The 20,972-nt window shown below is 63.4% G+C and carries 20 protein-coding genes; 14 read left to right on the top strand and 6 right to left on the bottom strand.

Annotated elements, in window-relative coordinates; translation table 11 throughout:
- Window positions 1–72: 72 nt before the first annotated feature.
- Entirely contained in the window at window positions 73–1,266 is a 1,194-nt protein-coding gene (locus BLR26_RS23605) for a response regulator cyclic di-GMP phosphodiesterase PvrR (RefSeq protein ID WP_045193498.1), read from the bottom strand.
- A complete protein-coding gene (locus tag BLR26_RS23600; protein ID WP_093386291.1) occupies window positions 1,253–4,081 on the bottom strand; it encodes an ATP-binding protein in 2,829 nt (942 codons plus the stop codon). Before BLR26_RS23600 ends, BLR26_RS23605 begins: the two co-directional genes overlap by 14 nt.
- Window positions 4,082–4,291: 210 nt before the next feature.
- On the opposite strand from BLR26_RS23600, the gene BLR26_RS23595 reads away from it, so the two are divergent.
- The 6 genes from BLR26_RS23595 to BLR26_RS23570 all read left to right on the top strand — a co-directional run bounded on the left by BLR26_RS23595 (window position 4,292) and on the right by BLR26_RS23570 (window position 10,524).
- Complete coding sequence (locus BLR26_RS23595; RefSeq protein ID WP_093386285.1) at window positions 4,292–4,669, top strand: type 2 periplasmic-binding domain-containing protein; 378 nt, start codon at window positions 4,292–4,294, stop codon at window positions 4,667–4,669.
- 198 nt (window positions 4,670–4,867) lie between these two features.
- A complete protein-coding gene (locus BLR26_RS23590; protein WP_230090928.1) occupies window positions 4,868–5,191 on the top strand; it encodes a chemotaxis protein CheY in 324 nt (107 codons plus the stop codon).
- Between the two features lie 198 nt (window positions 5,192–5,389).
- Window positions 5,390–7,717 carry a hypothetical protein gene (locus BLR26_RS23585; protein ID WP_093386280.1) on the top strand — a complete coding sequence of 776 codons (2,328 nt, stop codon included), beginning with the start codon at window positions 5,390–5,392 and terminating at the stop codon, window positions 7,715–7,717.
- Window positions 7,708–8,922, top strand: a complete 1,215-nt coding sequence (locus BLR26_RS23580; RefSeq protein ID WP_093386275.1) for a hypothetical protein — start codon at window positions 7,708–7,710, stop codon at window positions 8,920–8,922. The genes BLR26_RS23585 and BLR26_RS23580 overlap by 10 nt, the downstream gene beginning before the upstream one ends.
- A gap of 10 nt (window positions 8,923–8,932) precedes the next feature.
- Complete coding sequence (locus tag BLR26_RS23575) at window positions 8,933–9,586, top strand: DUF1266 domain-containing protein (RefSeq protein ID WP_093386271.1); 654 nt, start codon at window positions 8,933–8,935, stop codon at window positions 9,584–9,586.
- 41 nt (window positions 9,587–9,627) lie between these two features.
- Window positions 9,628–10,524: a LysR substrate-binding domain-containing protein gene (locus tag BLR26_RS23570; protein WP_093386266.1), complete on the top strand. Its 897-nt coding sequence runs from the start codon at window positions 9,628–9,630 to the stop codon at window positions 10,522–10,524.
- On the opposite strand, the gene BLR26_RS23565 is transcribed toward BLR26_RS23570, so the two are convergent.
- Complete coding sequence (locus BLR26_RS23565; protein WP_093386261.1) at window positions 10,525–11,922, bottom strand: amino acid permease; 1,398 nt, start codon at window positions 11,920–11,922, stop codon at window positions 10,525–10,527.
- A 203-nt stretch (window positions 11,923–12,125) separates the two neighbouring features.
- On the opposite strand from BLR26_RS23565, the gene BLR26_RS23560 reads away from it, so the two are divergent.
- Window positions 12,126–12,929, top strand: coding sequence for a phytanoyl-CoA dioxygenase family protein (locus tag BLR26_RS23560; protein ID WP_093386256.1), 804 nt, complete (start codon window positions 12,126–12,128; stop codon window positions 12,927–12,929).
- A gap of 92 nt (window positions 12,930–13,021) precedes the next feature.
- On the opposite strand, the gene BLR26_RS23555 is transcribed toward BLR26_RS23560, so the two are convergent.
- Window positions 13,022–13,246, bottom strand: a complete 225-nt coding sequence (locus tag BLR26_RS23555; RefSeq protein WP_093386251.1) for an HP1242/YdcH family protein — start codon at window positions 13,244–13,246, stop codon at window positions 13,022–13,024.
- Window positions 13,247–13,366: 120 nt separating this feature from the next.
- Between BLR26_RS23555 and BLR26_RS23550 the strand changes: the two genes are divergently transcribed.
- The 5 genes from BLR26_RS23550 (at window position 13,367) to BLR26_RS23530 (ending at window position 18,056) form a co-directional block, all read left to right on the top strand.
- Window positions 13,367–13,732 carry a 5-carboxymethyl-2-hydroxymuconate Delta-isomerase gene (locus tag BLR26_RS23550; protein ID WP_093386246.1) on the top strand — a complete coding sequence of 122 codons (366 nt, stop codon included), beginning with the start codon at window positions 13,367–13,369 and terminating at the stop codon, window positions 13,730–13,732.
- Window positions 13,733–13,901: 169 nt separating this feature from the next.
- Window positions 13,902–15,536, top strand: a complete 1,635-nt coding sequence (locus BLR26_RS23545; protein ID WP_093386241.1) for a phosphoethanolamine transferase — start codon at window positions 13,902–13,904, stop codon at window positions 15,534–15,536.
- A 99-nt stretch (window positions 15,537–15,635) separates the two neighbouring features.
- Window positions 15,636–16,769 (top strand): ribonuclease D, encoded by a 1,134-nt coding sequence (rnd, locus tag BLR26_RS23540; RefSeq protein ID WP_093386236.1) that lies wholly within the window; start codon window positions 15,636–15,638, stop codon window positions 16,767–16,769.
- Complete coding sequence (locus BLR26_RS23535) at window positions 16,766–17,059, top strand: YcgL domain-containing protein (protein WP_045193483.1); 294 nt, start codon at window positions 16,766–16,768, stop codon at window positions 17,057–17,059. Before rnd ends, BLR26_RS23535 begins: the two co-directional genes overlap by 4 nt.
- Window positions 17,060–17,123: 64 nt before the next feature.
- Window positions 17,124–18,056: a D-2-hydroxyacid dehydrogenase gene (locus tag BLR26_RS23530; RefSeq protein ID WP_045193705.1), complete on the top strand. Its 933-nt coding sequence runs from the start codon at window positions 17,124–17,126 to the stop codon at window positions 18,054–18,056.
- 27 nt (window positions 18,057–18,083) lie between these two features.
- Here the strand turns inward: BLR26_RS23530 and BLR26_RS23525 are convergent, their stop codons facing one another.
- Window positions 18,084–18,677 (bottom strand): nitroreductase family protein, encoded by a 594-nt coding sequence (locus BLR26_RS23525; protein WP_093386230.1) that lies wholly within the window; start codon window positions 18,675–18,677, stop codon window positions 18,084–18,086.
- Window positions 18,678–18,824: 147 nt separating this feature from the next.
- On the opposite strand from BLR26_RS23525, the gene BLR26_RS23520 reads away from it, so the two are divergent.
- Both BLR26_RS23520 and BLR26_RS23515 read left to right on the top strand, forming a co-directional pair.
- Window positions 18,825–19,274, top strand: coding sequence for a YcgN family cysteine cluster protein (locus tag BLR26_RS23520; protein ID WP_045193480.1), 450 nt, complete (start codon window positions 18,825–18,827; stop codon window positions 19,272–19,274).
- Between the two features lie 58 nt (window positions 19,275–19,332).
- Entirely contained in the window at window positions 19,333–20,547 is a 1,215-nt protein-coding gene (locus tag BLR26_RS23515) for a hypothetical protein (protein WP_093387661.1), read from the top strand.
- Here the strand turns inward: BLR26_RS23515 and BLR26_RS23510 are convergent.
- Entirely contained in the window at window positions 20,544–20,909 is a 366-nt protein-coding gene (locus BLR26_RS23510) for a YgaP family membrane protein (RefSeq protein ID WP_093386224.1), read from the bottom strand. The two genes, BLR26_RS23515 and BLR26_RS23510, sit on opposite strands and share 4 nt — an antisense overlap.
- Window positions 20,910–20,972 lie beyond the last annotated feature (63 nt).

Genomic DNA, 20,972 nt, shown 5'->3' with positions numbered 1-20,972 from the left:
TCCGCAGTATCAGTAAGGGTGGTGGCTGGATGGAGTGTACCTCTGCTGGCAATTCAAGGGCGCTGCGGCCACTCAATAGAAGGTGGCCGGCCCGTCATTGGTGAGCAATTGCTGAAACTGCTCGGACGATACCGCGTGGGAAATCAGAAAACCCTGGGCCTGGTTGCAATCGATCTTGCGCAACAGGGCAAGCTCCTGGGGCGTCTCGACCCCTTCGGCGACCACCGTCAACCCTAGCTTGCGGCCCAGGGCGACGATGCTGGTCAGCGCCGAGGTCATGCTTTCGTTTTCATGGCAGCCCTGGACCAGGGCACGGTCGATCTTGAGCTCGGTGAACGGCGTCGAGACCAGGTTCATGTACGAGCTGTAGCCCTTGCCGAAGTCATCCTGGGACAGGCCGAAGCCTTTGATGCGCAGGCGGCAGGCGCCGGCGTAAAAGTTACTGATGTCCTGGGGCACCGAGCACTCCATCAGCTCGAAGCAGATCTTGCCGGGGATGCCCTGGTGGTGCAGGACGAACTCCAGCAGGCGGTCGGCCAGGTCATGGCTGTTGAGCAGGTGGGTCGGCAGGTTGATCGATACCGGAATGTCATACCCCTGCTGGCGCCAGCGCGCCTGGGCATGGATCGCCTGCTTGAGCATCAGCCACAGCAGGCGCTCTTCCAGCTCGAAGGTCTTGAACGCCGGCAGGAACGCGCCGGGCAGCAGCACGCCTTGCTCCGGGTGCATCCAGCGCACCAGGGCTTCAGCGGCAACGATGCGGCCATTACTGAGGGATTTTTTCGGCTGGAACCAGGCCTGGAACTGGCCGTTGCTCAGCCCATGGATAAGCGCCTGGTAGTCGAACTGCGCCACCGCCGGCGGCACCGGCGGTGCGCTGCGGTTCTTGCCGTTGAGCTGATCGGTGAGGTTGCGCAGGGCATCGGGCTTGACTGGCTTGGAGAGCAGGCCGATCACTTCGACGCCAAGGTTTTTGGCCACCAGGCTTGCAGCCATGAGCATGCGCTTGGAGGCGGCGCTCATGATTGCCAGGTCCGGTTTGCTGCGCAGCCTGGCCAGGCCCTGGATGAACTGCACGCCGTCCATGCCGGGCATCAGCAGGTCGGTCAGCACCAGGTCGAAGTCACGCCGCTGCAGGTGTTCCAGCGCTTCCTTGCCGTCCTGGGCCGCTTCGAAATGGAAATCGCCCAATTCGCTGAACAGGTGCTGCAAGTACATGTGCTGGAACGGGTGGTCCTCGACGATCAAGATGTTATAGGGCTTCATTAGAGGTCTCTTGATAAGGCGCCAGATAGTTGAACAAGGCCCGCAGCGCGAAAGGCTTGACCAGGCAATGATTCATTCCGGCTGCAAGGCATAGTTCGGCTTCGCCGCGCATGGCATTGGCCGTCGCTCCGATGATCGGGATCGAGCAGCCTTGGCGGCGCAGTTCTCTGGCCAGTTCGTAGCCATTGAGTTTGGGCATGTTCACATCGGTCAAGACCACGTCGAAGTGCCCGCTTTTCCACAATTGCAGGGCCTCGATACCGTCCCCCGCCAACTCGACGGTGCAGCCGAGCTCTTCGAGCTGATCACGCAGGATCAACTGGTTGATGATGTTGTCTTCGGCCACCAGGATGTGCAGCTCGAGTTTCTGCATTTCGCGCTTTTGCGGGTCATCGGTACGGGCGATCCACAGCCCCTGGGCCTGGCGGACGGCCTGGTAAAGAGCACTGAGGTGGTTGAGGTTGACCTGCCAGCGGCCGTCTTCGAGTTGCGGCTCGCAGCAGCCATGGGCGCTGGCCAGGATCAGTGGCCCGCTCCAGTCGGCCACCAGCGCTTGCTCGGCGCTGCCGGGGTGCAGCTCGAGCAGCAGGTGGCCGCTGGCGGCATCCGCCGGCGTTGGCCGCCCGACCTGGGCCCGGGCGCCCCAGCGGCGCAGCCAGCCGCTGATCGACTGCGCCAGCTCGCGAATCGGCGAGACTACGTAGATGGTCTCGGGCAACAGGTTGCCCTGGGCCGGCAGGTCGCTGCTGGCCGAGGCTTCTTCCAGTGGCAGGGTCAGGGTAAAACTGCTGCCCAGGCCCAGTTCGCTGACCATGCGCAACTGGCCGTTCATCAACTGGGTCAGGCGCTGGCAGATCGGCAGCCCCAGGCCGGTGCCGGCCACTACGTTGGTGTTGCCTTCAGTCTGGTAGAACGGCTCGAAAATGTACGGGTGGTCTTCCTCGGCGATGCCCTTGCCGGTATCCGACACCTGCCACATCAGGCTTGAACGCTCGCCATCGCGGTTGATCAGCTTGACCCGCAACACCACCCGGCCGCTGTCGGTGAACTTGACCGCATTGCTCAGCAGGTTGTTGAGGATCTGGCGGATCCGCGTCACGTCGCCAATCAGCCGCTCCGGCAGTTGCGGATCGAAGCAGGCGTACAACTGCAGGTTCTTGCCCTGGGCCGCGGCGCTGTAGCCCTGGATGACCTCGTGGACCAGCTCCGCGGGCGAGAACTCGCTCAGCTCCAGGGCCAGTTGCCCGGCTTCGATCTTCGACACATCCAGCACGTCGCAGATCAACTGCAACAGGGTTGCTGACGAGCCTTCGATCGCGTGCAGGTAATCGCGCTGCTGGGCATCGAGCTGGGTGCGCGCCAGCAGTTCCAGGGTACCCAGCACACCGTACAGCGGGGTGCGGATCTCGTGGCTCATGGTCGCCAGAAACAGCGTCTTGGCCTCGTTGGCGGCATCGGCCGATTGCCGCGCTTCTTCCAGCGCCGCTTCAACCTGCTTGCGCGCACTGATGTCGCTGAAGGCGCAGAACAGCACGTCTTCGCCGTTGTAGCGGGTCGGCGCGCTGCTCAGGTACAGGTGGCGGCCATCGGCGGTGGCGAAGTAGTCGCTGCGCTCGGCTTGCTGGCTGGCGAAGGCCTGGTTGATCCAGCCGGCGCACAGCACATCGCGCTCCAGGCCGTCGCCCAGCCATTGTTGCGCCAGGGTGTTTTCCAGCACCACCTTGCCGTCGGTGCGGCGCAGTACGCACAAGGCCACCGGTGCGGTCTGGATCACATCGCGGCTGAACGCCTCGCTTTCGATCAGGGCCTGGATGCGGTTGATCGCCGGTGCTATGAAGCGATGCTCGATGCGGCGCATCAGCAGCAAGATCAGGGTCACGGTGAACAGGCAGAACAGCAGCGAGCCGACCAACTGCTTCCACAACCCGGCCAGCACCGCCAGCAGGTCGATCGAGTACACCAGTTGCCAGTCCGAGGACTTCAGGTGCTTGCGGATCACCAGGTGGTCGGGGATCCAGCCGTCGCCGACAAAACCGAAGAAGTTTTCCCCCTGGGAGTTGAGCAGCATCTGCCCAAGGTGCGCATCGTGGCTGTTGGTGAACACCAGCATGCCTTCGGAGTTGAGCATCATGAACTCGCCGGCGCTCTGGTCGTTGAGCGCCGCCGACACCTCGCGGCTGTCCATTTCCAGGCCCAGCCAGCCCGACTCGGCGTCGCGCTCATCCAGGCGAATGAAGATGTACAGGTACGAGCGCTGCTCGGTCTGGTCGGTCAGCCACAGTTCGGCGGCGGGGTAGGGGCTGTTGTCCTTGAGCGCCTGTAGCTGCTCAAGCATGCGCGGCGAAAACCCCGGCACCCCGGGGGCGGAGTTGTACAGGCGCCTGACCTGCGCGTTCGGCCCGGTGTCGACATACAGCAGGCTGACCTGCTTGTCCTTCATGTAATCGCGCATGCGCTGGGTCAGCCAGATGCTCCAGCGGTTGTCGCTGGTGCTGCCCAGTTGCAGGTGCACTTCTTCGCTCGATGGCAGGTAGACCAGGGACCTTGCCTGTTTCGACTTGCGCACCGCCGACAGGCTCAGGCTCTCGAGCAAGGCCTCGCGGTTGGTGAAGAAGGTGTGCGCCTCGGCGATCGCGCTGCTCATGTAGCCGCGACGCTGGGAGATGTCGTTGTTGAAGGTGAACAACAGGAAGTTGTACACGCCGCTGAAGATGCCGATCAGCAAAACCACGGCGAACAACCGCAGCAAGCGGCGGGCGGCTTCGGGGCTGGAAAGAAGCGGGCTGATTTGCAGCAGGTAGCTTTTTAATCTCATTCGCCGACTCTAGTGAGTCGCGAATGCTGCAGACATCAGACAATCCTTAAACATAGGCCCTGGCGCAGGCGTTGACCAGCCAGCGGGCGCTTATTTATCCGGTTCTGCGACCTGCTTGGCAAAGCGCAACAATGCCTATCAGACAATCCTTAAACATTGCGCCGTCTGGCCGACACTCAAGGTATCAACCGTTTTCGCAGGAGTGTCGGCATGAAGAGTAAATATGTTGCTATCGCTGCAGGGTTGCTGTTGGGTCTGAACGGGGCCTGCATGGCCGCCACGCCGGTTGCCCAGGGCGTGATCAATTTCACCGGCAGCATCGTCGAGTCGCCGTGCACGCCTTCGGCCCGGGCCGGTGCCTTGAACCTCAGCGATTGCCCGGCCCAGGCCCGGGGTACCCGCATCGAGCTGCAGCAGGTCGTCCCGCAGGCTTCGGTCACTACGCCCGACCATGCGCCGGTCAACGTCAGGCTGGTGGCCGACAGCGGCACGGCCGGGCGTTACTACAACCAGCAGTACGCGCTGCTGGATGCTTCCGGCAAGGCCCTGAGTTCCGGCGCCTACCTGATTACCCTGACCACGCCTTAAGGCTTGGGCGTAAGGGCGTTTGAGAATTGTCTTAGAGTCTCTGCACACGACCAACGGTAACCTTGCCAGTACTTCAGCGAGTCGCAGCGTTTATAAAGACTCGCGGAGCCCATCTGTCAGGTTTACCGAATGTCAAACATAGCATTGCGCATAGTGATCGCTGATCGGCAGCAGGATCAGCGAAGCAAGATAGAAAACATGCTCAACCGCCTGGGGTACAGCCGCGTTGCCCACTTGAGTAGCTTTCAAGCGTTGCAAGCCGCGACCCGGGCGCAGGGCACACCCTTCGACCTGTTGATCGTCAACACGGTGCTGGTGCCTTCCCGGCAGTTCAACCTGTTGAAGTTCTGCCACGACAACCCGCGCATCCGCCATGCGCTGATCTATGAAGGGCAACGTGCCGATTGTTCGCGGGTATCGGTGCCGGTCAATGCCAGGATTCAACTGTGCCTGTCGCCGGCACCGGACCTCGACTCGATCAAGCGCTGCCTGCACAGTGTCGATCCGCTGTTTGCGCATTAATCAGCGCGCCCACCCCCTGCACCCGCTTGGATTTTCAAACGCCAACTGGTAGCGTGCAGCACCTCGCTGTATTGCCCGATCCCTTTCGTCATCGTTGCCTGTCCAGGGCCGACGTATACGAGTACCCGTTGGCCCGTTCAAGGGCGCCGGCGCAGGGCGCATCGGGCGATGCACAGTCATTCGCAAATGGAGTTCACAATGACGCAGAACAGCACCGTGCTGTCCGGAATCCAGCTGGATCAATTCATCGACCGTCTTGAGGTCGAACATCAGGAACACGGTGACGACCACGTGCTGGGCCTGCTGCGCGCCCAGCCGCTCAAGGCAGCCTCGCTGGAATCGATTGACCGTCTGCACGTGCTGTGGGTCAACGCCGGAGACGCCGACGCCTCCAGGGCGGTGCTGGCCGACGACGGCCAGGCGCTGATCGAGGCGACGCCAGAAGAGGCGCGCAACGAACTCAAGGTCAACCTGCTGATCTACCAGCTGCGCCTTTGCAACTACCTCAAAGACGAGCAAGGCCTGCTGCAGGCCCTCGACGCCCTGCAGCAATTGAGCAACGAGTCGCTGGCGTTCGATATCGAACAGTACCGGCGCTACCGCATTTTTGACGATCTGCAGCACACCACCCTCGACGTCGCCCTCAAGGCCATCGAGGTGCGTCACACCCTGGCGTTGATCAACCCCGGCCGCCATGCCTTGCGGGCCTGGGACGATGCCGACCAGCACCGGCGCCGGGCGCGGGTGCTGGCTGCCCACGAACGTGACGAAGAGGCTCGCGAAGCGGCGCTGGCGGCAATTACCGCGTTGCGCACCGCCGCTGCTGACCAGGACGTCGACGGCAACGACTGGCTGTGGCTGGGCGATGCACTGATCGAAATCGTGCCGCTGCGCCTGGCGATGTTCGAGCAACCTGTGGTGCAGTTGATCGCTGAGCTGTCGCTGCCCCAGCGCCGCGAGTGGGAAGTGCGCCTGGCGCGCCTGGCGGCGCGCTCATTGAAGGCCCAGGGCGACCTGCCCGGCGCCTTGAAAATCTGTGAAGTGGCGACCCTGGAACTGGACTCCAGCGGCAGTGACAACTTTGTCGAATTCCACTTGCCCTGGTTGCTTGAAAACGGTCAGATCGACGACGCCGGGCAGCGTGCATTCATGGAGATCTATGGCGTTCGCAGCCAGATGTGGCCGGGCACTGCCTACTGGGTACACGATCGCCTGCTCGATGCCGAGGACCAGTCGCCATGGTGGCCGCTGTGCGTGATGCGTGCCTGTGATGATCAAAAGGTCTTGGAGCGGTTTGTTTCCGGGCTGCCATGGCGCGACGAGTCGACGCCGTCCATGGGCCCGCTGCTCGATGCGCTGCATGCTGCCCGCGATGACCTTGAGCAGCTCGACAACGTTTTCGCCCAGGCCCTGGAAGAAGCCCGCCGCCGCGCGCCGAACCACCCCTGGATCAACCGCCTGCTGGCAGTGCGTGAACGCCAGGCCGGGCGCATTGACGCCAACACTGAACTTACGATGCTGCGCGAGGCCGTTTCGGCCGGCAATATGCAAGACCACCGCAGCGCCTACAGCCTGTTCAGCGCCCATGCCAGTGTGTTCGGCATTGTCGGTGCCTTGCGCCAACCGCTGCTGACAATGGCTGGTGGCATGAACTATTACAGTTTCGCTTGCAACATCGACGACCTGGTCGAGGTGGAAGTCGAGAAGCTCTCGAGCGAGGAAGCAGATCAGGCCTGGTCGTTGTTGCGCGAAGTACAAAAGCTGGCCTACGAACGCGGCCAGGCTCGCATGGAGCAATGCTTCGCCACCGGTCGCGGGCATCGTTACGATGCCTGTGTGCACATGTACTCGATGCTCTGCAACAACCTGGCGATCAACTACCGCTGCTACAACGACCTGCGCATGTATGAGCAGGCCCTGGAGCTGCATGCCCGTGGCATTGCCGCCAGTCCGTTCGCAGAACACTATCATGGCACCCTGCAAAACCGCATTGAGCTGGGGGATGACGCGGGCATCGCCGAAGCCGCCGAACAGCTCTGGCACTTCGCTGCCGACTATGGCTACAGCCGCCACGACCCCGAAGAGTACCTGTTCGAAGTCAGCCGGGCCCTGTACCGCCTGGACCGCGAACGCGAAATCCTGATCTGGCTTGAGCGCGTGCTCAACTGGCAGCAAGAGCAAGGAGTCGCCGACAAGGACCTGGAAATCTCGCAACTGTTCGCGCGGATAAAAGTGGCCACGTACCTGTCGTACAACCTGCCGGAGGCCGCCACCAGCCTGTGGCTGCGCTACGCGCCCTATGTCAACGAAGGTGACATCGCCAGCCTGCTGGGCTGCTCCGGCGATGTGCTCAAGGGCCTGGGGCGCAAGGAAGAGGCCATCGCCTACTACCAGCGCTCGATCCTGCGCAGTGATCCAGACAACGCTATCGACCAGAGCAACAATGAAATCTTCAGCCAGAGCATCGCCGAGCTGCAGGCCGTTGAAAAACCGGCTGGCAAGGCCTGGTGGCAGATATGGAAGTGACACCGGAGCTGCGACAGTCCGGTTACGCCCCGCGCAACGCACTCAATGCCGATCAACTCAAGCGCGCAATTGCCGAGCGCAGCAAGGCCCGTGGTGATGCGCCAGAGGTGGGCAAATGGTTGCTCAACCATTTCTACCGGCACCTGGTCGGCAACTTCGAGCCGGCGCGGCCGATCCTGACCCTGGAGCAGGCGGTCGAGGCGCTGGGGGCCGAACCGCCGGCGTGGGTGGCCAGGCACTTGGGCGACGCCGGCAAACAGTCGCAGCAGGCGCCGCTGGTCTGGATCGATCCGCAGCAGGCGCCACTGCTGGCCGAGGAGGCCTTGCTGGTGGAGTTCCTGACCTCGCGCCAGGGCACCGCGCTGGCTGGCAAGCTCGATCGCATCAACTGCCCGCAGGCGCTGGCGCTGTGGCACAAGGAGCATGCGCAGATGGCCGCGCGGGTCGAGCAGGGCTGGCGCCAGAGCCAGCCCGAGGCCTTGCTCACGCGGGTGACCACTGCTGAGCACGTATTGCAGGAGCTGCGCCCCGAGAGCCCTTTGCTGCGCGCCGAGATGGCCTTTGAAAGCTACGTGATGCGCCACTGCCTGGGCCAGTTCGCCGATCGCCGCGCCCTCACCGGCGGCTACGGCGAGCGCTATGCCGAAGCGGTGGAGCAGCGGCGCATGCGCGTGTTGAGTTTTCGCGACGGCCAGGGCCAGCCACACATCACCATCAGCCTGATCGTTCAGGCCGACGGCACCTTGACCGTCGAGCAGGTCAAGGGCAAGCAGAACCGGCCGCCGGTCGAGCGCTATTACCAGGACTTGCTGCAGTGCCTGAATGCCCTGGGCACCGACCAGCAGACGCCCGCCGACTGCATCGCCATCGGCATCGTACGCACTGAAGCTGGGTGGCTGCGCATCGAAGAGGTCAGCGACCCGACCGCGCAGACCCGCCTGGTGGCGCGCTATCCGCAGCTGTACGAGCGCCTCGAAGCGCCTTCGGCCATGGTCGAGTGGCTGGTGGCCGGGCGTCAGCCGCAGCAGTTCTTGCAGGCTGGCCCGCAAGCGGTGTCGGTCAAGTACGCCACCCGGCATATCGTCAGCAAGCGCGCTGAGCGTCAGCTCAATGATCCGCTGTACCAGACCGAAGGCGTGCCATGGCCGGACATGACGCCCGCCGAGGGTGAGGAAATCCAGGCCTGGCAGGCCCGGGCAAGGTAAGGAGAAACGCATGTTTTTACTGATCGCGGCGGTTGTATCAGCCTGGTTGTTATGGCGGGCATTGCGACCGCGCGCCGCGCCGTTGTTCAGCCAGCGCAAGCACTGGTCGCTGTTGCTGGCCAGGCCCATGGCCGATGCGATGGGCGTCGAGGGCTTCTACTCGCCGGCCTGCGATCACTTCAACGAGCAAGCGCAGAAGATCGTGCGGGCAGCGTTGCTGCACCAGGCCGGGGTTCGCAGCAACTGCGATGACGAGGCCGTGCGTGCGCACTTGCGCGCGAGCCTCGAACAGCAATGGTACAGCCTCGACCTGCAGGCGCTGACGGCCAGCGATGAGCCGCGTGCGGCCATGGCCTTTGCCTGTGCGCGGGTGGCGTTTGTGGCCCGTTGTGCGCTGCTGATGCGCTGGCTCGAGCCTGACCTTGCCTGGCGTGTGCTGCTGCTCAATGCGCAGCGGGCGCAGGACTGTTTCGACAGTTGGGAAGATTTCGGCAAAGCCTATAAGCTGGGGCGCGAGCAGTGGGTTGCGGCGTTTCGCGTCGACTCGCTGGGCGAAGCGTTCCACGAGCAGCATCTGCGCCAGTTGCTGGCCCCCGGCAGCGGTGCCTGGGCTGATATCCCCTGGCATACGCCCGCGGCGTTGAGCCCGGCGCTGGCGAGGTAACTGCGCGACTGTTGGTTCCAGCATCCCAGAGGGGCATTGCGATGATCGGCTTCACCTTTCGCCAGTTGGAGTATTTCGTCGCCGCCGCCGAGCAGGGCAGTGTCAGTGCTGCGGCGCGCACCAAGCATATTTCCCAGCCGTCGGTGTCGCTGGCGCTGTCGCAGCTGGAGGCGAGCCTGGGCGAGAAGCTCTTTCATCGCCAGGTCAGCCGTGGCCTGGAGCTGACCCCGGCCGGGCGCAAGCTGCTCGAACAGGCGCGCGACATGCTCAACCTGGCCTCGGCCATCAGCGGCAAGGGCGAGCAGCAACAGGTGGTGCGCGGGAGCCTGAGCCTGATCTGCTTCCAGGACCTGGGGCCCTATTACGCGCCGCGCTTGCTGAGCGGCTTTCGCCGGCGCCATCCGGAAGTCACCATCACCTTGTTCGAGGCCGATCTTGCCGAGGTCAACCGGCGCCTTGCCGATGGCAAGGCGGAGCTGGCGCTGACCTATGACGTGGGGCTCGATGCGCCGATCGAAAAGCGCGTGCTGGCGCAGCTGACGCCTTATGCCCTGCTGCCGGCCGACCACCCGCTGGCGTTGCAGGAGCGGGTATCGCTGGTGGACCTGGCCACGGAGTGTTTGATTCTCGAAGACATCGCCCGGACCCGCGAATACTTTCTTTCGCTGTTCTGGGCCCATGACCTGCAACCGGCCAGCCTGCAACTGACCCAGACTTTCGAGATGCAGCGCGGGCTGGTCGCCCATGGCTATGGCGTGGCGCTGTCTTGCACCCGGCCGGTGGCCGATTGCAGCTACGACGGCCAGCCGCTGGCCTGCCGGCCCCTGCTGGAAACGGTCAGCCCGCAGCCGGTGGTGCTGGCCCAGTCCAGTGCCATGCGCCCGTCACCGGCGGCGCAGGCCTTCCTCGACTGGGCCAGCGAGCAGCTGGCGACCTGATCAGTTACCCGGCGAACCGGCCAACCTGACCTGCGGTTGGCGGGCGACGAACAGCCAGTAGCCCAGTGACAGCAGGGCCAGCCAGCCGATGCCCACGTACAGGGCCATGCGCGTGTCGGGGAACCAGGCCAGCACGCCGAAGATGAACAGCATGAACACCACCGCGCAGGCCGGGCCGACCGGCCAGAACGGCACCGGGAAGTGCAGCCTTGCCACCTCGTCGGCGCTCATGCCGCGGCGCATGACGATCTGCGACAGCAGGATCATCAGCCACACCCAGACGATCGAAAAGGTCACCACCGCCGCGAGGATCAGGAACAGGTTGTCCGGCGCCAGGTAGTTGAGCACCACCCCCAGCAGCAGGGCCACGGCCATCACCACCACGGTCATCCACGGCACACCGAAGCGCGACAGCTGGGCGAAGCTGGCCGGTGCCTGGCCGTTGTGGGCCATGCCGTACATCATCCGCCCGGCGCTGAAGATGTCGCTGTTGATCGCCGACACCGCCGCCGAAATCACCACGATGTTCAGCAGCGTCGCCGCCGAGCCAATGCCCAGGCCGCTGAAAATCTGCACGAAGGGGCTACCTTCGCTGCCGATCTTCGACCAGGGGTAGATCGACATCAGCACCAACAGGGTGAACACGTAGAACAGCAGGATGCGCAGCGGTACCGAGTTGATCGCCCGGGGAATCACCCGCTGCGGGTCCTTGGCTTCGCCGGCGGTGATGCCGATCATCTCGACGCCGCCGAAGGCGAACATCACCACGGTGAACGAGGCGATCATGCCGCCTACGCCGTTGGGGAAGAAGCCGCCATGGCTCCACAGGTTGCTCACCGCCGCCAGGGGCTCGCCGGCGCCGCCCAGCTGGATGCCGAACATCAGCACGGCGGCGCCGGCAAGGATCATCGAGACGATGGCGGTGACTTTCAGCAGCGACAGCCAGAACTCCAGTTCGCCAAACACCCGCACGCTGCACAGGTTCAGCGCGCCGATGAAGAAGACGATGCCCAGCACCCAGATCCAGCGCGGCGTGTCGGGGAACCAGAAGCTCATGTAAACGCCGAAGGCGGTGACATCCGCCAGGCACACCACCAGCATCGAGAAGGCGTAGCTCCAGCCGGTGAGAAAACCGGCAAAGCGCCCCAGGTACTGGCTGGCGTATTGCCCGAAGGAGCCGGGCACCGGGTTGCGCACGGCCATCTCGCCGAGGGCGCGCATCATCATGTAGATCGCCGCGCCACCGATCAGGTAGGCGAGCAACACCGAAGGGCCGGCCAGTTTGATGGCCGCTGCAGAGCCATAGAAAAGCCCGGTGCCGATGGCAGAACCGAGCGCCATGAAGCGAATGTGGCGGGTACTCAGACCGCGCCGCAAGGCGGTGCTGTTTTCGTTCATCCCAGGTAACTCCTCGTTGTTCTTATTCTTGGATAGCAAGGCGCCGTAGGACACAGGCAGGGCCATTAACCGGCCAAAGGCGGCGGGCTGACAACCGTCGCGCCATACAGATTGCCTATAGTGGCGCATAGGTAATCTGTGGTTTACCGGCTGCGCGCGGGCGCCCAATACTTTTGTCATTACAACAAGAGAGGTGGTCTGCGATGAATGCCGATATCGAACAGTTCCAGCGTGACGGTGCAGTGGTCTTGCGTGGCGTGTTCCGCGACTGGATCGAACCGCTGCGCGAAGGTTTTGAACAGAACCTGGCCGCGCCCAGCGCCTTTGCCATCGAGAACGTCGGCAGTGGCGAAGGCGGGCGCTTCTTCGAGGATTACTGCAACTGGCAACGCATCCCGGCATTCAAGGACTTCGTGCTCAACTCGCCCGCTGCGGCGCTTGCCGGGGCGCTGATGCAGTCGCGGCAAGTGCAGGTGTTCCATGAACACATCCTGGTCAAGGAGCCGGGTACCTCCAAGCCCACGCCCTGGCACCAGGACCTGCCGTACTACTGCGTCGACGGCCTGCAAACCGCCAGCTACTGGATACCGCTGGACCCGGTCACCCGCCACAACACCCTGAGCGTGGTCCTCGGCTCCCATCGCTGGCCCAAGCCGGTTCGGCCCAAGAGCTGGGCCAGCAACAAGGATTTCTATGGCGCCACCGATGCCGGCTCCGGTGAAAGCCTGTTCATGGACATGCCGGACGTGGAGAACGGCGAGTATCAGATTCTTTCGCCGGAGCTTGAGCCAGGTGATGCGGTGGTGTTCGATTTTCGTACCGTGCATGGCGCCGCCGGCAACAACGGCAGCAACCGCCGCCGAGCCTTCTCGACGCGCTTCATGGGTGATGACGTGCGCTATATCCAGCGGCCCGGCCGGACCTCACCGCCGTTTCCGGGGATTGATCTGAAGAGCGGCGATCGCATGCGCGAGGACTGGTTTCCGGTGGTGTGGGCGCGGTCTTAAGGGGGGGCTGGCAGGAGCGAGCTTGCCTGGCGATGCGATGTGGCAGGTAGATCGCTATCGCGGGTCAAGCCCGCTCCCACAGGTATTGCGGGTTACTTAAGATGGGCGACGATCTCGTCCTTGATCTTCAGGCGTTCCTTGCGTAGCCGGGTGACGGTGTCATCGGCGGCGCTACTGTTCTCGGCAGCGACGACTTCGGCGTCTTTGCGGTTGTACGCTTCATGCAACTGACTCAGCCGTGGATTGCTCTGTTGCTTCTCGAGGAACTGCTCAGGGGTCAGACCCACGTCTGCGTACAAATCGTGCTTGACCGACATCTTTTCACCTCTCCGGGGTTTGTGGGGTGGAAGTCATGAACTTAGAGGATAGTCGGCTTTGCCGGGTTTCGCGGCTGGGGTAGTCTGTTGCAACATTTGCCCTGCCCAGGACTCCGTGCAATGCCTCATCTTCATGTGGAATACAGCGACAACCTGAAAAACCTCGAGGTCGACCGCCTGTTGCTGCGCCTTAACCACGCCCTGGTCGGTAGTGGCCAGTTTGCCGAAGAGCTAGACATCAAGAGCCGCGCCGTGGCCCTGGGCAGTTTTCGCGTGGGCGTGGCGCCGGTAGAGCGTGCGTTCGCCCACATCAAGCTGGCGATCCTCAGCGGCCGTTCGGCCGAGATCAAACGCCAGCTGTCGGCGAGCCTGCTGGAGGTGCTCAAGGAGGCCGTGCCAGGCACGCCGGAGCTGGACATCCAGCTGTGCGTCGAGGTAATTGATATTGATCGCGATTCCTATTCAAAAGTGCACCTGCCGGGGTAAACAGGCTGGTGCCTGAACACACGCTGAACGTAATACTTAAATAGACGCCAAGCGACTATTTGTTGGCGTCTTTTTCACAAAAAATTGATGACTGGCTACTTAAAGTTCGGGCTGTTTCCAGGTAGTGCCGCAACGGCACTGTTCCCGACGTTTAAATAAGCGAACCATCATGTTCAAGGTCAAACCCCTGCGGGCCGAATGGGTCACGTTGATTGCCAGCCTGTACCTGTTGATCGGCTTCAACTCGTTATTGTGGCAACACCTGGCCTCGGTGCTTGCCACCGATGCCCACGGCCTGCTGCTGCGCGCGGCCTTTGGGGTGATGATCCTCTGTGCGTTCAACCTGGTATTGACCCTGCTGGCCTTCAGGCCGCTGCTCAAACCGCTGCTGATTACCTTGTTCATGGTCAGTGCCGCAGTGGCGTACTTCATGAGCCAGTACGGGGTAATGATCGATGTCGGCATGCTGCGCAATGCCATGGAGACGAATGCCACGGAAGTGCGTGACCTGCTCTCGATTAAACTTTTTTTATATATAACGTTTTTAGGTGTCTTGCCTTCTTTGTTGTTGTACAAGACGCCGGTTTTATACCGTAACTGGGTCCGTGAATTGTTCGGCAAGTTACTCGCCAGTGTCGCCTGTGTTGTGGTGCTGGGCGCCGTCGCGCTGATCAACTACCAGGGCCTGGCTTCGCTGTTTCGCAATCACCATGAAATCCGCCTGCTGCTGGTGCCGAGCAATTTTGTCGGCGCCTCCCTGGGCTATGTCGGCGAGCGCGTTGGCAGCGCCGCCAAGCCGTTTCGCGCCATCGGCGAGGACGCCAGGCTCGACGTCGCCTGGCAGCAACGTACGCGCAAGTCGCTGACTGTGCTGGTGGTCGGCGAGAGCGCGCGGGCGCCGAACTTCGGGGTGCTCGGCTATGGCCGTGACACCACACCGCAACTGAGCCAGGAAAAGGGCCTGATCGCCTTCACCGACGTGCACTCCTGCGGCACCGAAACCGCCGTGTCGGTGCCGTGCATGTTCTCCGGCTTCACCCGCAAGGATTACGACGCCAGCACCGCAAAAAACCAGGAAGGCCTGCTCGATGTGCTGCAGCGGGCAGGGCTGGCGGTGCGCTGGCGTGATAACCAGTCTGGCTGCAAGGGCACTTGCGACCGGGTGGTGTTCGAGGATGTCAGCAACCTCAAGGACCCGGCGCTGTGCGCCGATGACGAGTGCCGCGACGAGATCCTGCTCAAGGGCCTGGACAGCTTCATCGACAACCTGCAACAGGACACCGTGCTGATCCTGCACCAGATGGGCAGCCACGGGCCGGACTACTACAAGCGTTACCCCAAAGCGTACGAGCGCTTCACTCCGGTGTGCCGCAGCAACGCCCTCAACCAGTGCAGCCAGGAGAGCATCGTCAACGCCTATGACAACACCCTGGTGTACACCGACCATGTCCTCGCTTCGCTGATCGACCTCTTGCGCAGCAAGCAGGACAAGGTCGACACCGCCATGCTGTACCTCTCCGACCACGGCGAATCGCTCGGTGAGTACAACCTGTACCTGCATGGCACGCCGTACATGCTGGCGCCGGAGCAGCAAAAACACGTGCCGCTGCTGGCGTGGTTCTCCGACAGTTACAAGGCCAGATTCGGCGTCGACAGCGACTGCCTGCAGAAGGCCCGTAATCAACCGCTGAGCCAGGACAATCTGTTCCATTCCATGCTCGGCCTGCTGCAGGTGCACACCGCCCTGTACAAGCCGCAGCTGGACCTGTTCGCCAGTTGCCGGCCGATGTTGGCCCGGCACTGATCACAGGCGCGGTAGCGGCGGCAGGGATAGCGGTCGAGTGGTTTCCCGACGATGGCCTGCGCCGTATATACTGCGCGCCATTGTTTGTGGGAGAGCCTTGTGGCCATTGATATTCACTGGATTTGCGATGACCGCAGCCTGGCAGAGCATTGCCAGCAGTGGCGCACGCTGCCCTTCGTGGCACTCGACACCGAGTTCATGCGGGTCGATACCTTTTATCCGAAAGCCGGTTTGATCCAGGTCGGCGACGGGGCACGGGCCTACCTGATCGATCCACTGCGCATCGGCGACTGGCAGCCACTGGCCGGCCTGCTCGAAGATGCGCAGGTGATCAAGGTCCTGCATGCCTGCAGCGAAGACCTCGAAGTGCTGTCGCGCCTGACCGGCAGCCTGCCGGCGCCGTTGTTCGACACCCAGCTGGCCGCCGGTTACCTCAACCTGGGTTTCTCCATGGGCTATTCGCGCCTGGTCCAGGAAGTGCTGGGCATTGACCTGCCCAAGGGTGAAACCCGCTCCGACTGGCTGCAACGCCCGCTGTCGGACACCCAGGTCAGCTACGCCGCCGAAGACGCCGTGCACCTGGCCGAACTGTACGAGCGCCTGCGCCCGCAATTGTCGGATGACAAGAACGCCTGGGTGCTTGAAGACGGCGCCGAACTGGTTGCCCAGCTGCGCCGCGAAACCGATCCCCTTGAGCTATACCGCGAAGCCAAGCTGGCCTGGAAGCTGTCGCGTGCGCAACTGGCGGTACTGCGCGAGCTGTGCGCCTGGCGCGAGCGCGAGGCCCGTGCGCGCGACCTGCCGCGCAACCGCATCGTGCGTGAAAACGCCTTGTGGCCGATGGCCCGCACCCAGCCCGACTCGCTGTCGGCGCTGGCCAAGATCGAAGACATGCACCCGCGCACCATTCGTCAGGATGGCGAGTTTTTGCTCGGCCTGATCAAGCAGGCCGCCAGCCTGCCGCCGGAGCAATGGCCGCCGGCGGTGCCCGAGCCGCTGCCGATCGAAGCCTCGGCGCTGCTCAAGCAACTGCGCGCCATCGGCCAGGCCGAGGCCGAGCGCCTGAACATCGCCCCCGAGCTGATGCTGCGCAAGAAAACCCTGGAACTGCTGCTCAAGAGCGGCTACCCCAACGGACCCTATCAACTCCCCGAGTCGCTGCGCGGCTGGCGCCGTGAGCGCATGGGGCAGGCGCTGCTTGATTGCCTGGCGGGCGCCGGAGACCAACCATGAAACGTATCTGCTCGATCTACAAGAGCCCGCGCAAGAACGAAATGTACCTGTACGTGCTCAAGGCCGACGGCCTGGAGCGCGTGCCCGAAGGCCTGCTGCCGTTCTTTGGAAAGCCCGTGCATGCCTTCGACCTGGTCCTGAGCCCGGAGCGCCAGCTGGCCCGCGAAGATATTGCCAAGGTCCTGGAAAACCTCGAACAGCAGGGTTACCACCTGCAAATGCCACCGGCCGAGGACGAGTACATCGAGCACCTGCCAGAAGAGCTGCTGCGTCGCAACGACCCGGTCTGATCCCCTTCTTTGTCGCGCCGCCAGCCCCTGGCGGCTTGCGCCGTTACCCAAGGTTGCAATGAACATGCGTGTTTTGATCGCTGAACAGGATCATGCCCTCTACGCTCGGCTGTTGCGCGAGATGGCACCGGACCTGGAGGTCCTGAACAGTGGCGATTCGGCCGAGCTTGCGCGGATGGCCGCCGCCAGCCCGGTGTGGCTGGGCCAGCCGGACCTGCTGGCGACCTTGCTGCGCCAGGGCCACCAGCCGCAGTGGCTGCAGTCGACCTGGGCCGGCATCACGCCGCTGCTGGCTGACGGCCTGCAGCGCGACTACCGCCTGACCCGGGCGGTGGGCATCTTTGGCCAGGTCATGGCCGAGTATGTGCTCACCTACATGCTCGGCCACGAGCGCGAGGTACTGGCGCGCCTGGTCAGCCAGGTCGAGCGCAAGTGGGATGACCGCCCCGGACGCAGCCTGCAAGGGCGCCGGGCGCTGATCGTCGGCACCGGTGATATCGGCCAGCAGGTGGCGCAGTTTCTGGTTCCGTTTGGCGTGCAGTTGTACGGCATCGCCAGCCAGCCGCGTGAGCAGGCGCCGTTTATCGAAGTGGCCGGCCTTGACGACCTGGGCCGTCTGGTCGGCGAGGTCGATTATGTCATCAACCTGCTGCCCGATACCCCGGCAACCCATGACCTGTACGACGCCGCGTTGTTTCAGCGCTTCAACCCCGAGGCGCTGTTCATCAATGCCGGGCGCGGTGTGGCGGTGGTCGATGGCGACCTCGTCGAGGCTTTGAAGAAAGGCCATCTGGCCGGTGCGGTGATCGATGTCTGTCGGCAGGAGCCGCTGCCCCAGCGCCATCCGTTCTGGACCGCCTGGGGCTTGCTGCTGACCGGGCACAGCTCGGCACCGACATCGCCTTCGGCGATGGTGCGCTTGTTTGTCGAGAACTTGCGGGCGTATCAGGCGGGTCAAGGGCTGCGCGGGGAAGTGGACTTTCAGCGCGGCTATTAAACGTCTCGACTTGACCCGCGAAACCCATCAAAGGCTGAAATCACCCTCAGCCGCCAACTCGCTCAACGGCCGCCGCGAGCTCGGCACTTCCCGCGCCTGCAAGCCTTCGGCCAGGGTCGACTTGTCGCCCAGCTTGCCGATCGCCACTGCCGCGTGCAGGGCGTAGCCTTCGGGGATCTTCAGCTCCTTGCGGGTCAGTTCCTGGTCGAAACCGGCCATGCCATGGGTGTGCCAGCCGCTCAGGCTCGCTTGCAGCGCCAGGTGTCCCCAGGCCGAGCCGGTGTCGAAGGTGTGCCACAGGGCCGGGGTTTCTTCGCTGGCGCCCGGCGCGGTGAAGCTGGTTTTGGAAATGATGATCACCAGCGCCGAGGCGTGCTGGGCCCAGCTGCGGTTGAACTCGTTGAGCAAGCCAAGGAAGCGTTCCCAGTTCGGCGTATCGCGGCGGGCATAGAGGAAGCGCCAGGGCTGCGAGTTGTAGGCCGAAGGTGCCCAGCGTGCGGCTTCAAGGAAGCTCAGCAGGGTGGCCTGGTCGATCGGCTCGGCGGTGAAGGCGCGCGGCGACCAGCGCTGGATGAACTGTTCGTTGATGGCATGATCGGCAACGCGAGGATTTGCACTCATCAATAGTTCCTGAAGTTGGGTAGGTGACCGCTGGTCAAACTACTGTGTCATATGAGCGCTGACAAGCGGTCTGGCAATGGCCGGTGACAGGCCCTAGACTGGCGCCGCCGCGCCGCCGCATACGAATTGAAACAGGACACCCGCGACATGACTGCCAACGCCAATCCATTCTGGATGCGTAAAACCCTCGAGCAACTCGACCCGCAAGAGTGGGAGTCGCTGTGTGACGGCTGTGGCCTGTGCTGCCTGCAAAAGCTTGAAGATGAAGACGACAACAGCGTCTATTACACGCGTATCGCCTGCAAGTTGCTGGACCTCAAGACCTGCCAGTGCAGCGATTACCCGCAGCGGATGCAGATCGTACCCGACTGCATCCAGCTCACGCCGGGCAAGGCCGACCAGTTCAAATGGCTGCCGACCACCTGCGGTTATCGCCTGGTCAGCGAGGGCAAGGATCTGCCCGACTGGCATCACCTGGTGTGTGGCGACCGCGAGCAGGTGCACAAGCAACGGATTTCACAATCCGGGCGCATGCTCAGCGAAGACAGCGTCGATGAAGACGACTGGGAAGACTATCTGATTTTCCGCGCCGGCTGAGCCTCGCAGAGGGTTGTCGGACAGCGCGTTTGGCGGAACAAGGAGTTTCTGTATGCGTGTGCGTTGCCATGGGTGGCTGGTGCTGGGCCTGCTGGCCAGTTCGCCGGCCTGGGCGAAAAAAGTCGATCTGGATTACCACGTGCGCTTGCTGCCACAAAGCGAGCAGGCCGAAGTGCGCCTGACCCTGGCCGATGGCGCCAGCGTGCGCAGCCTGGACTTCGACCTGGGCAAGGACGGCGCCTACAGCGAGTTCAAGGCCGACGGCCAGTGGCAGCTGCAGGGCGACGATCAGCGTGGCCACTGGCAACCGGCACCGGGCAAAAGCCAGCTCACCTACAAGGTACGCCTGAGCCAGCGGCTCAGGGGCGGCGCTTATGAAACCCGCATGACCCCGGACTGGGCGCTGTTTCGCGGCGATGACCTGGTGCCGCCGGCACGCCTGGACCAGCACGACGGCACCGAACTGGTGGCACGCCTGAGCTTCGAGCTGCCCAAGGGCTGGAAAAGCGTCGAGACGCCGTGGCCGCGCATCGGCAAGCAGCGTTTTCGCATCGACAACGTTTCGCGCCTGTTCGACCGCCCGACCGGCTGGATGCTCGCCGGCACCGTCGGCACCCGCCGCGCGCGCCTGGGCGAAACCGAAGTCAGTGTCGCCGCACCCCAAGGCCAGGGCATGCGCCGGCTGGACAACCTGACCCTGCTGACCTTCGTCTGGCCACAGCTGCAGGCAGTGTTCCCGCGCAACCCGCCCAAGCTGTTGCTGGTGGGGGCCCGCGATGAACTGTGGCGCGGCGCTCGCGCCGGGCACAACTCCATCTACCTGCACAGCAGCCGTCCGTTGGTCGCTGAGAACGGCTCAAGCCCGGTGCTGCGCGAGCTGGTGCATGTGTTTGCGCAAATCAATGATCGCGAGGCCAGCGACTGGATCAGCGAAAGCCTGGCCGAGTACTACGCCAGCGAACTGCTGCGCCGCGCTGGCGGCATGACCGACGAGCGTTACCAGGCCCTGCAGGCGAGCCTTGAACGCAGTGGCAAGAAGGTCAGCAGCTTGCGCGGCGAGCAGGTCGACAGCGCGGTGATCGCCCGTGGCGTGCTGCTGTTGCGCGCACTTGACCAGGAAATCCGCCTGCACACCCACAACCAGCGCTCACTGGACGATGTCACCCGGGCGATGATGCGCCTGAACAGCGTCAGCACCGCCGAGTTCATCCAGCTCAGCGAAAGCGTGCTGGGCAAGTCGTCCGAGGTGCTGCAGAGCAAGCTGCTGCGTTAAGGCTTGGGGTCATTGAGCGCGTCGTTGCCGGTCACCGTGGTGCCACGGGTAGCGGCTTCGGCGTTGGCCTTGAGCGCTTGCAGCTCGGCGCCGCTGCGTTCGATCTTGCTGCGGATGTTGTCCAGGTCGCTGCGGCCGCGTTCGATCAGGCTTTTCACCGAGCTGTGGCCGGTGATGCCACGGGCCAGGGCAACCCCGCCGATGGCCACCTGAATCAAGCCGAACAGGCCGCCACGGCGCAGGCCCTTGCCGACCATGATCACCCCGGTGGCAACCGAACCTGCGCGCTCCCAGCCGTGGACATTCTGATCGCTGGCCATATGCGCTGAATTGGCCGGGATAAGCGTCTGTTTCTCGGTCATGGTCATTCTCCAGTAGGGACGATGGTCTACAGCAGACCGCCGGGCGGGGCGGGCTGTTCAGTC

Origin of the sequence: Pseudomonas sp. UC 17F4 (genome assembly GCF_900101695.1) — a bacterium.
GTDB lineage: Bacteria > Pseudomonadota > Gammaproteobacteria > Pseudomonadales > Pseudomonadaceae > Aquipseudomonas.
Note: the sequence above shows the minus strand (reverse complement) of the source record. Positions and strands in the feature narration are given on the sequence as shown.

Excerpts from the sequence above, each read along its gene's own strand:
- BLR26_RS23550 (WP_093386246.1), top strand. The coding sequence starts at position 13,367 with ATGCCTCATCTTCATGTGGAATACAGCGACAACCTGAAAAACCTCGAG.
- BLR26_RS23560 (WP_093386256.1), top strand. The coding sequence starts at position 12,126 with ATGAATGCCGATATCGAACAGTTCCAGCGTGACGGTGCAGTGGTCTTG.
- BLR26_RS23520 (WP_045193480.1), top strand. The coding sequence starts at position 18,825 with ATGACTGCCAACGCCAATCCATTCTGGATGCGTAAAACCCTCGAGCAA.
- BLR26_RS23565 (WP_093386261.1), bottom strand. The coding sequence starts at position 11,922 with ATGAACGAAAACAGCACCGCCTTGCGGCGCGGTCTGAGTACCCGCCAC.
- BLR26_RS23570 (WP_093386266.1), top strand. The coding sequence starts at position 9,628 with ATGATCGGCTTCACCTTTCGCCAGTTGGAGTATTTCGTCGCCGCCGCC.
- BLR26_RS23605 (WP_045193498.1), bottom strand. The coding sequence starts at position 1,266 with ATGAAGCCCTATAACATCTTGATCGTCGAGGACCACCCGTTCCAGCAC.
- BLR26_RS23585 (WP_093386280.1), top strand. The coding sequence starts at position 5,390 with ATGACGCAGAACAGCACCGTGCTGTCCGGAATCCAGCTGGATCAATTC.
- BLR26_RS23535 (WP_045193483.1), top strand. The coding sequence starts at position 16,766 with ATGAAACGTATCTGCTCGATCTACAAGAGCCCGCGCAAGAACGAAATG.
- BLR26_RS23545 (WP_093386241.1), top strand. The coding sequence starts at position 13,902 with ATGTTCAAGGTCAAACCCCTGCGGGCCGAATGGGTCACGTTGATTGCC.
- BLR26_RS23525 (WP_093386230.1), bottom strand. The coding sequence starts at position 18,677 with ATGAGTGCAAATCCTCGCGTTGCCGATCATGCCATCAACGAACAGTTC.
- BLR26_RS23510 (WP_093386224.1), bottom strand. The coding sequence starts at position 20,909 with ATGACCGAGAAACAGACGCTTATCCCGGCCAATTCAGCGCATATGGCC.
- BLR26_RS23600 (WP_093386291.1), bottom strand. The coding sequence starts at position 4,081 with ATGAGATTAAAAAGCTACCTGCTGCAAATCAGCCCGCTTCTTTCCAGC.
- BLR26_RS23595 (WP_093386285.1), top strand. The coding sequence starts at position 4,292 with ATGAAGAGTAAATATGTTGCTATCGCTGCAGGGTTGCTGTTGGGTCTG.
- BLR26_RS23575 (WP_093386271.1), top strand. The coding sequence starts at position 8,933 with ATGTTTTTACTGATCGCGGCGGTTGTATCAGCCTGGTTGTTATGGCGG.
- BLR26_RS23580 (WP_093386275.1), top strand. The coding sequence starts at position 7,708 with ATGGAAGTGACACCGGAGCTGCGACAGTCCGGTTACGCCCCGCGCAAC.
- BLR26_RS23555 (WP_093386251.1), bottom strand. The coding sequence starts at position 13,246 with ATGTCGGTCAAGCACGATTTGTACGCAGACGTGGGTCTGACCCCTGAG.
- BLR26_RS23590 (WP_230090928.1), top strand. The coding sequence starts at position 4,868 with ATGCTCAACCGCCTGGGGTACAGCCGCGTTGCCCACTTGAGTAGCTTT.
- BLR26_RS23530 (WP_045193705.1), top strand. The coding sequence starts at position 17,124 with ATGCGTGTTTTGATCGCTGAACAGGATCATGCCCTCTACGCTCGGCTG.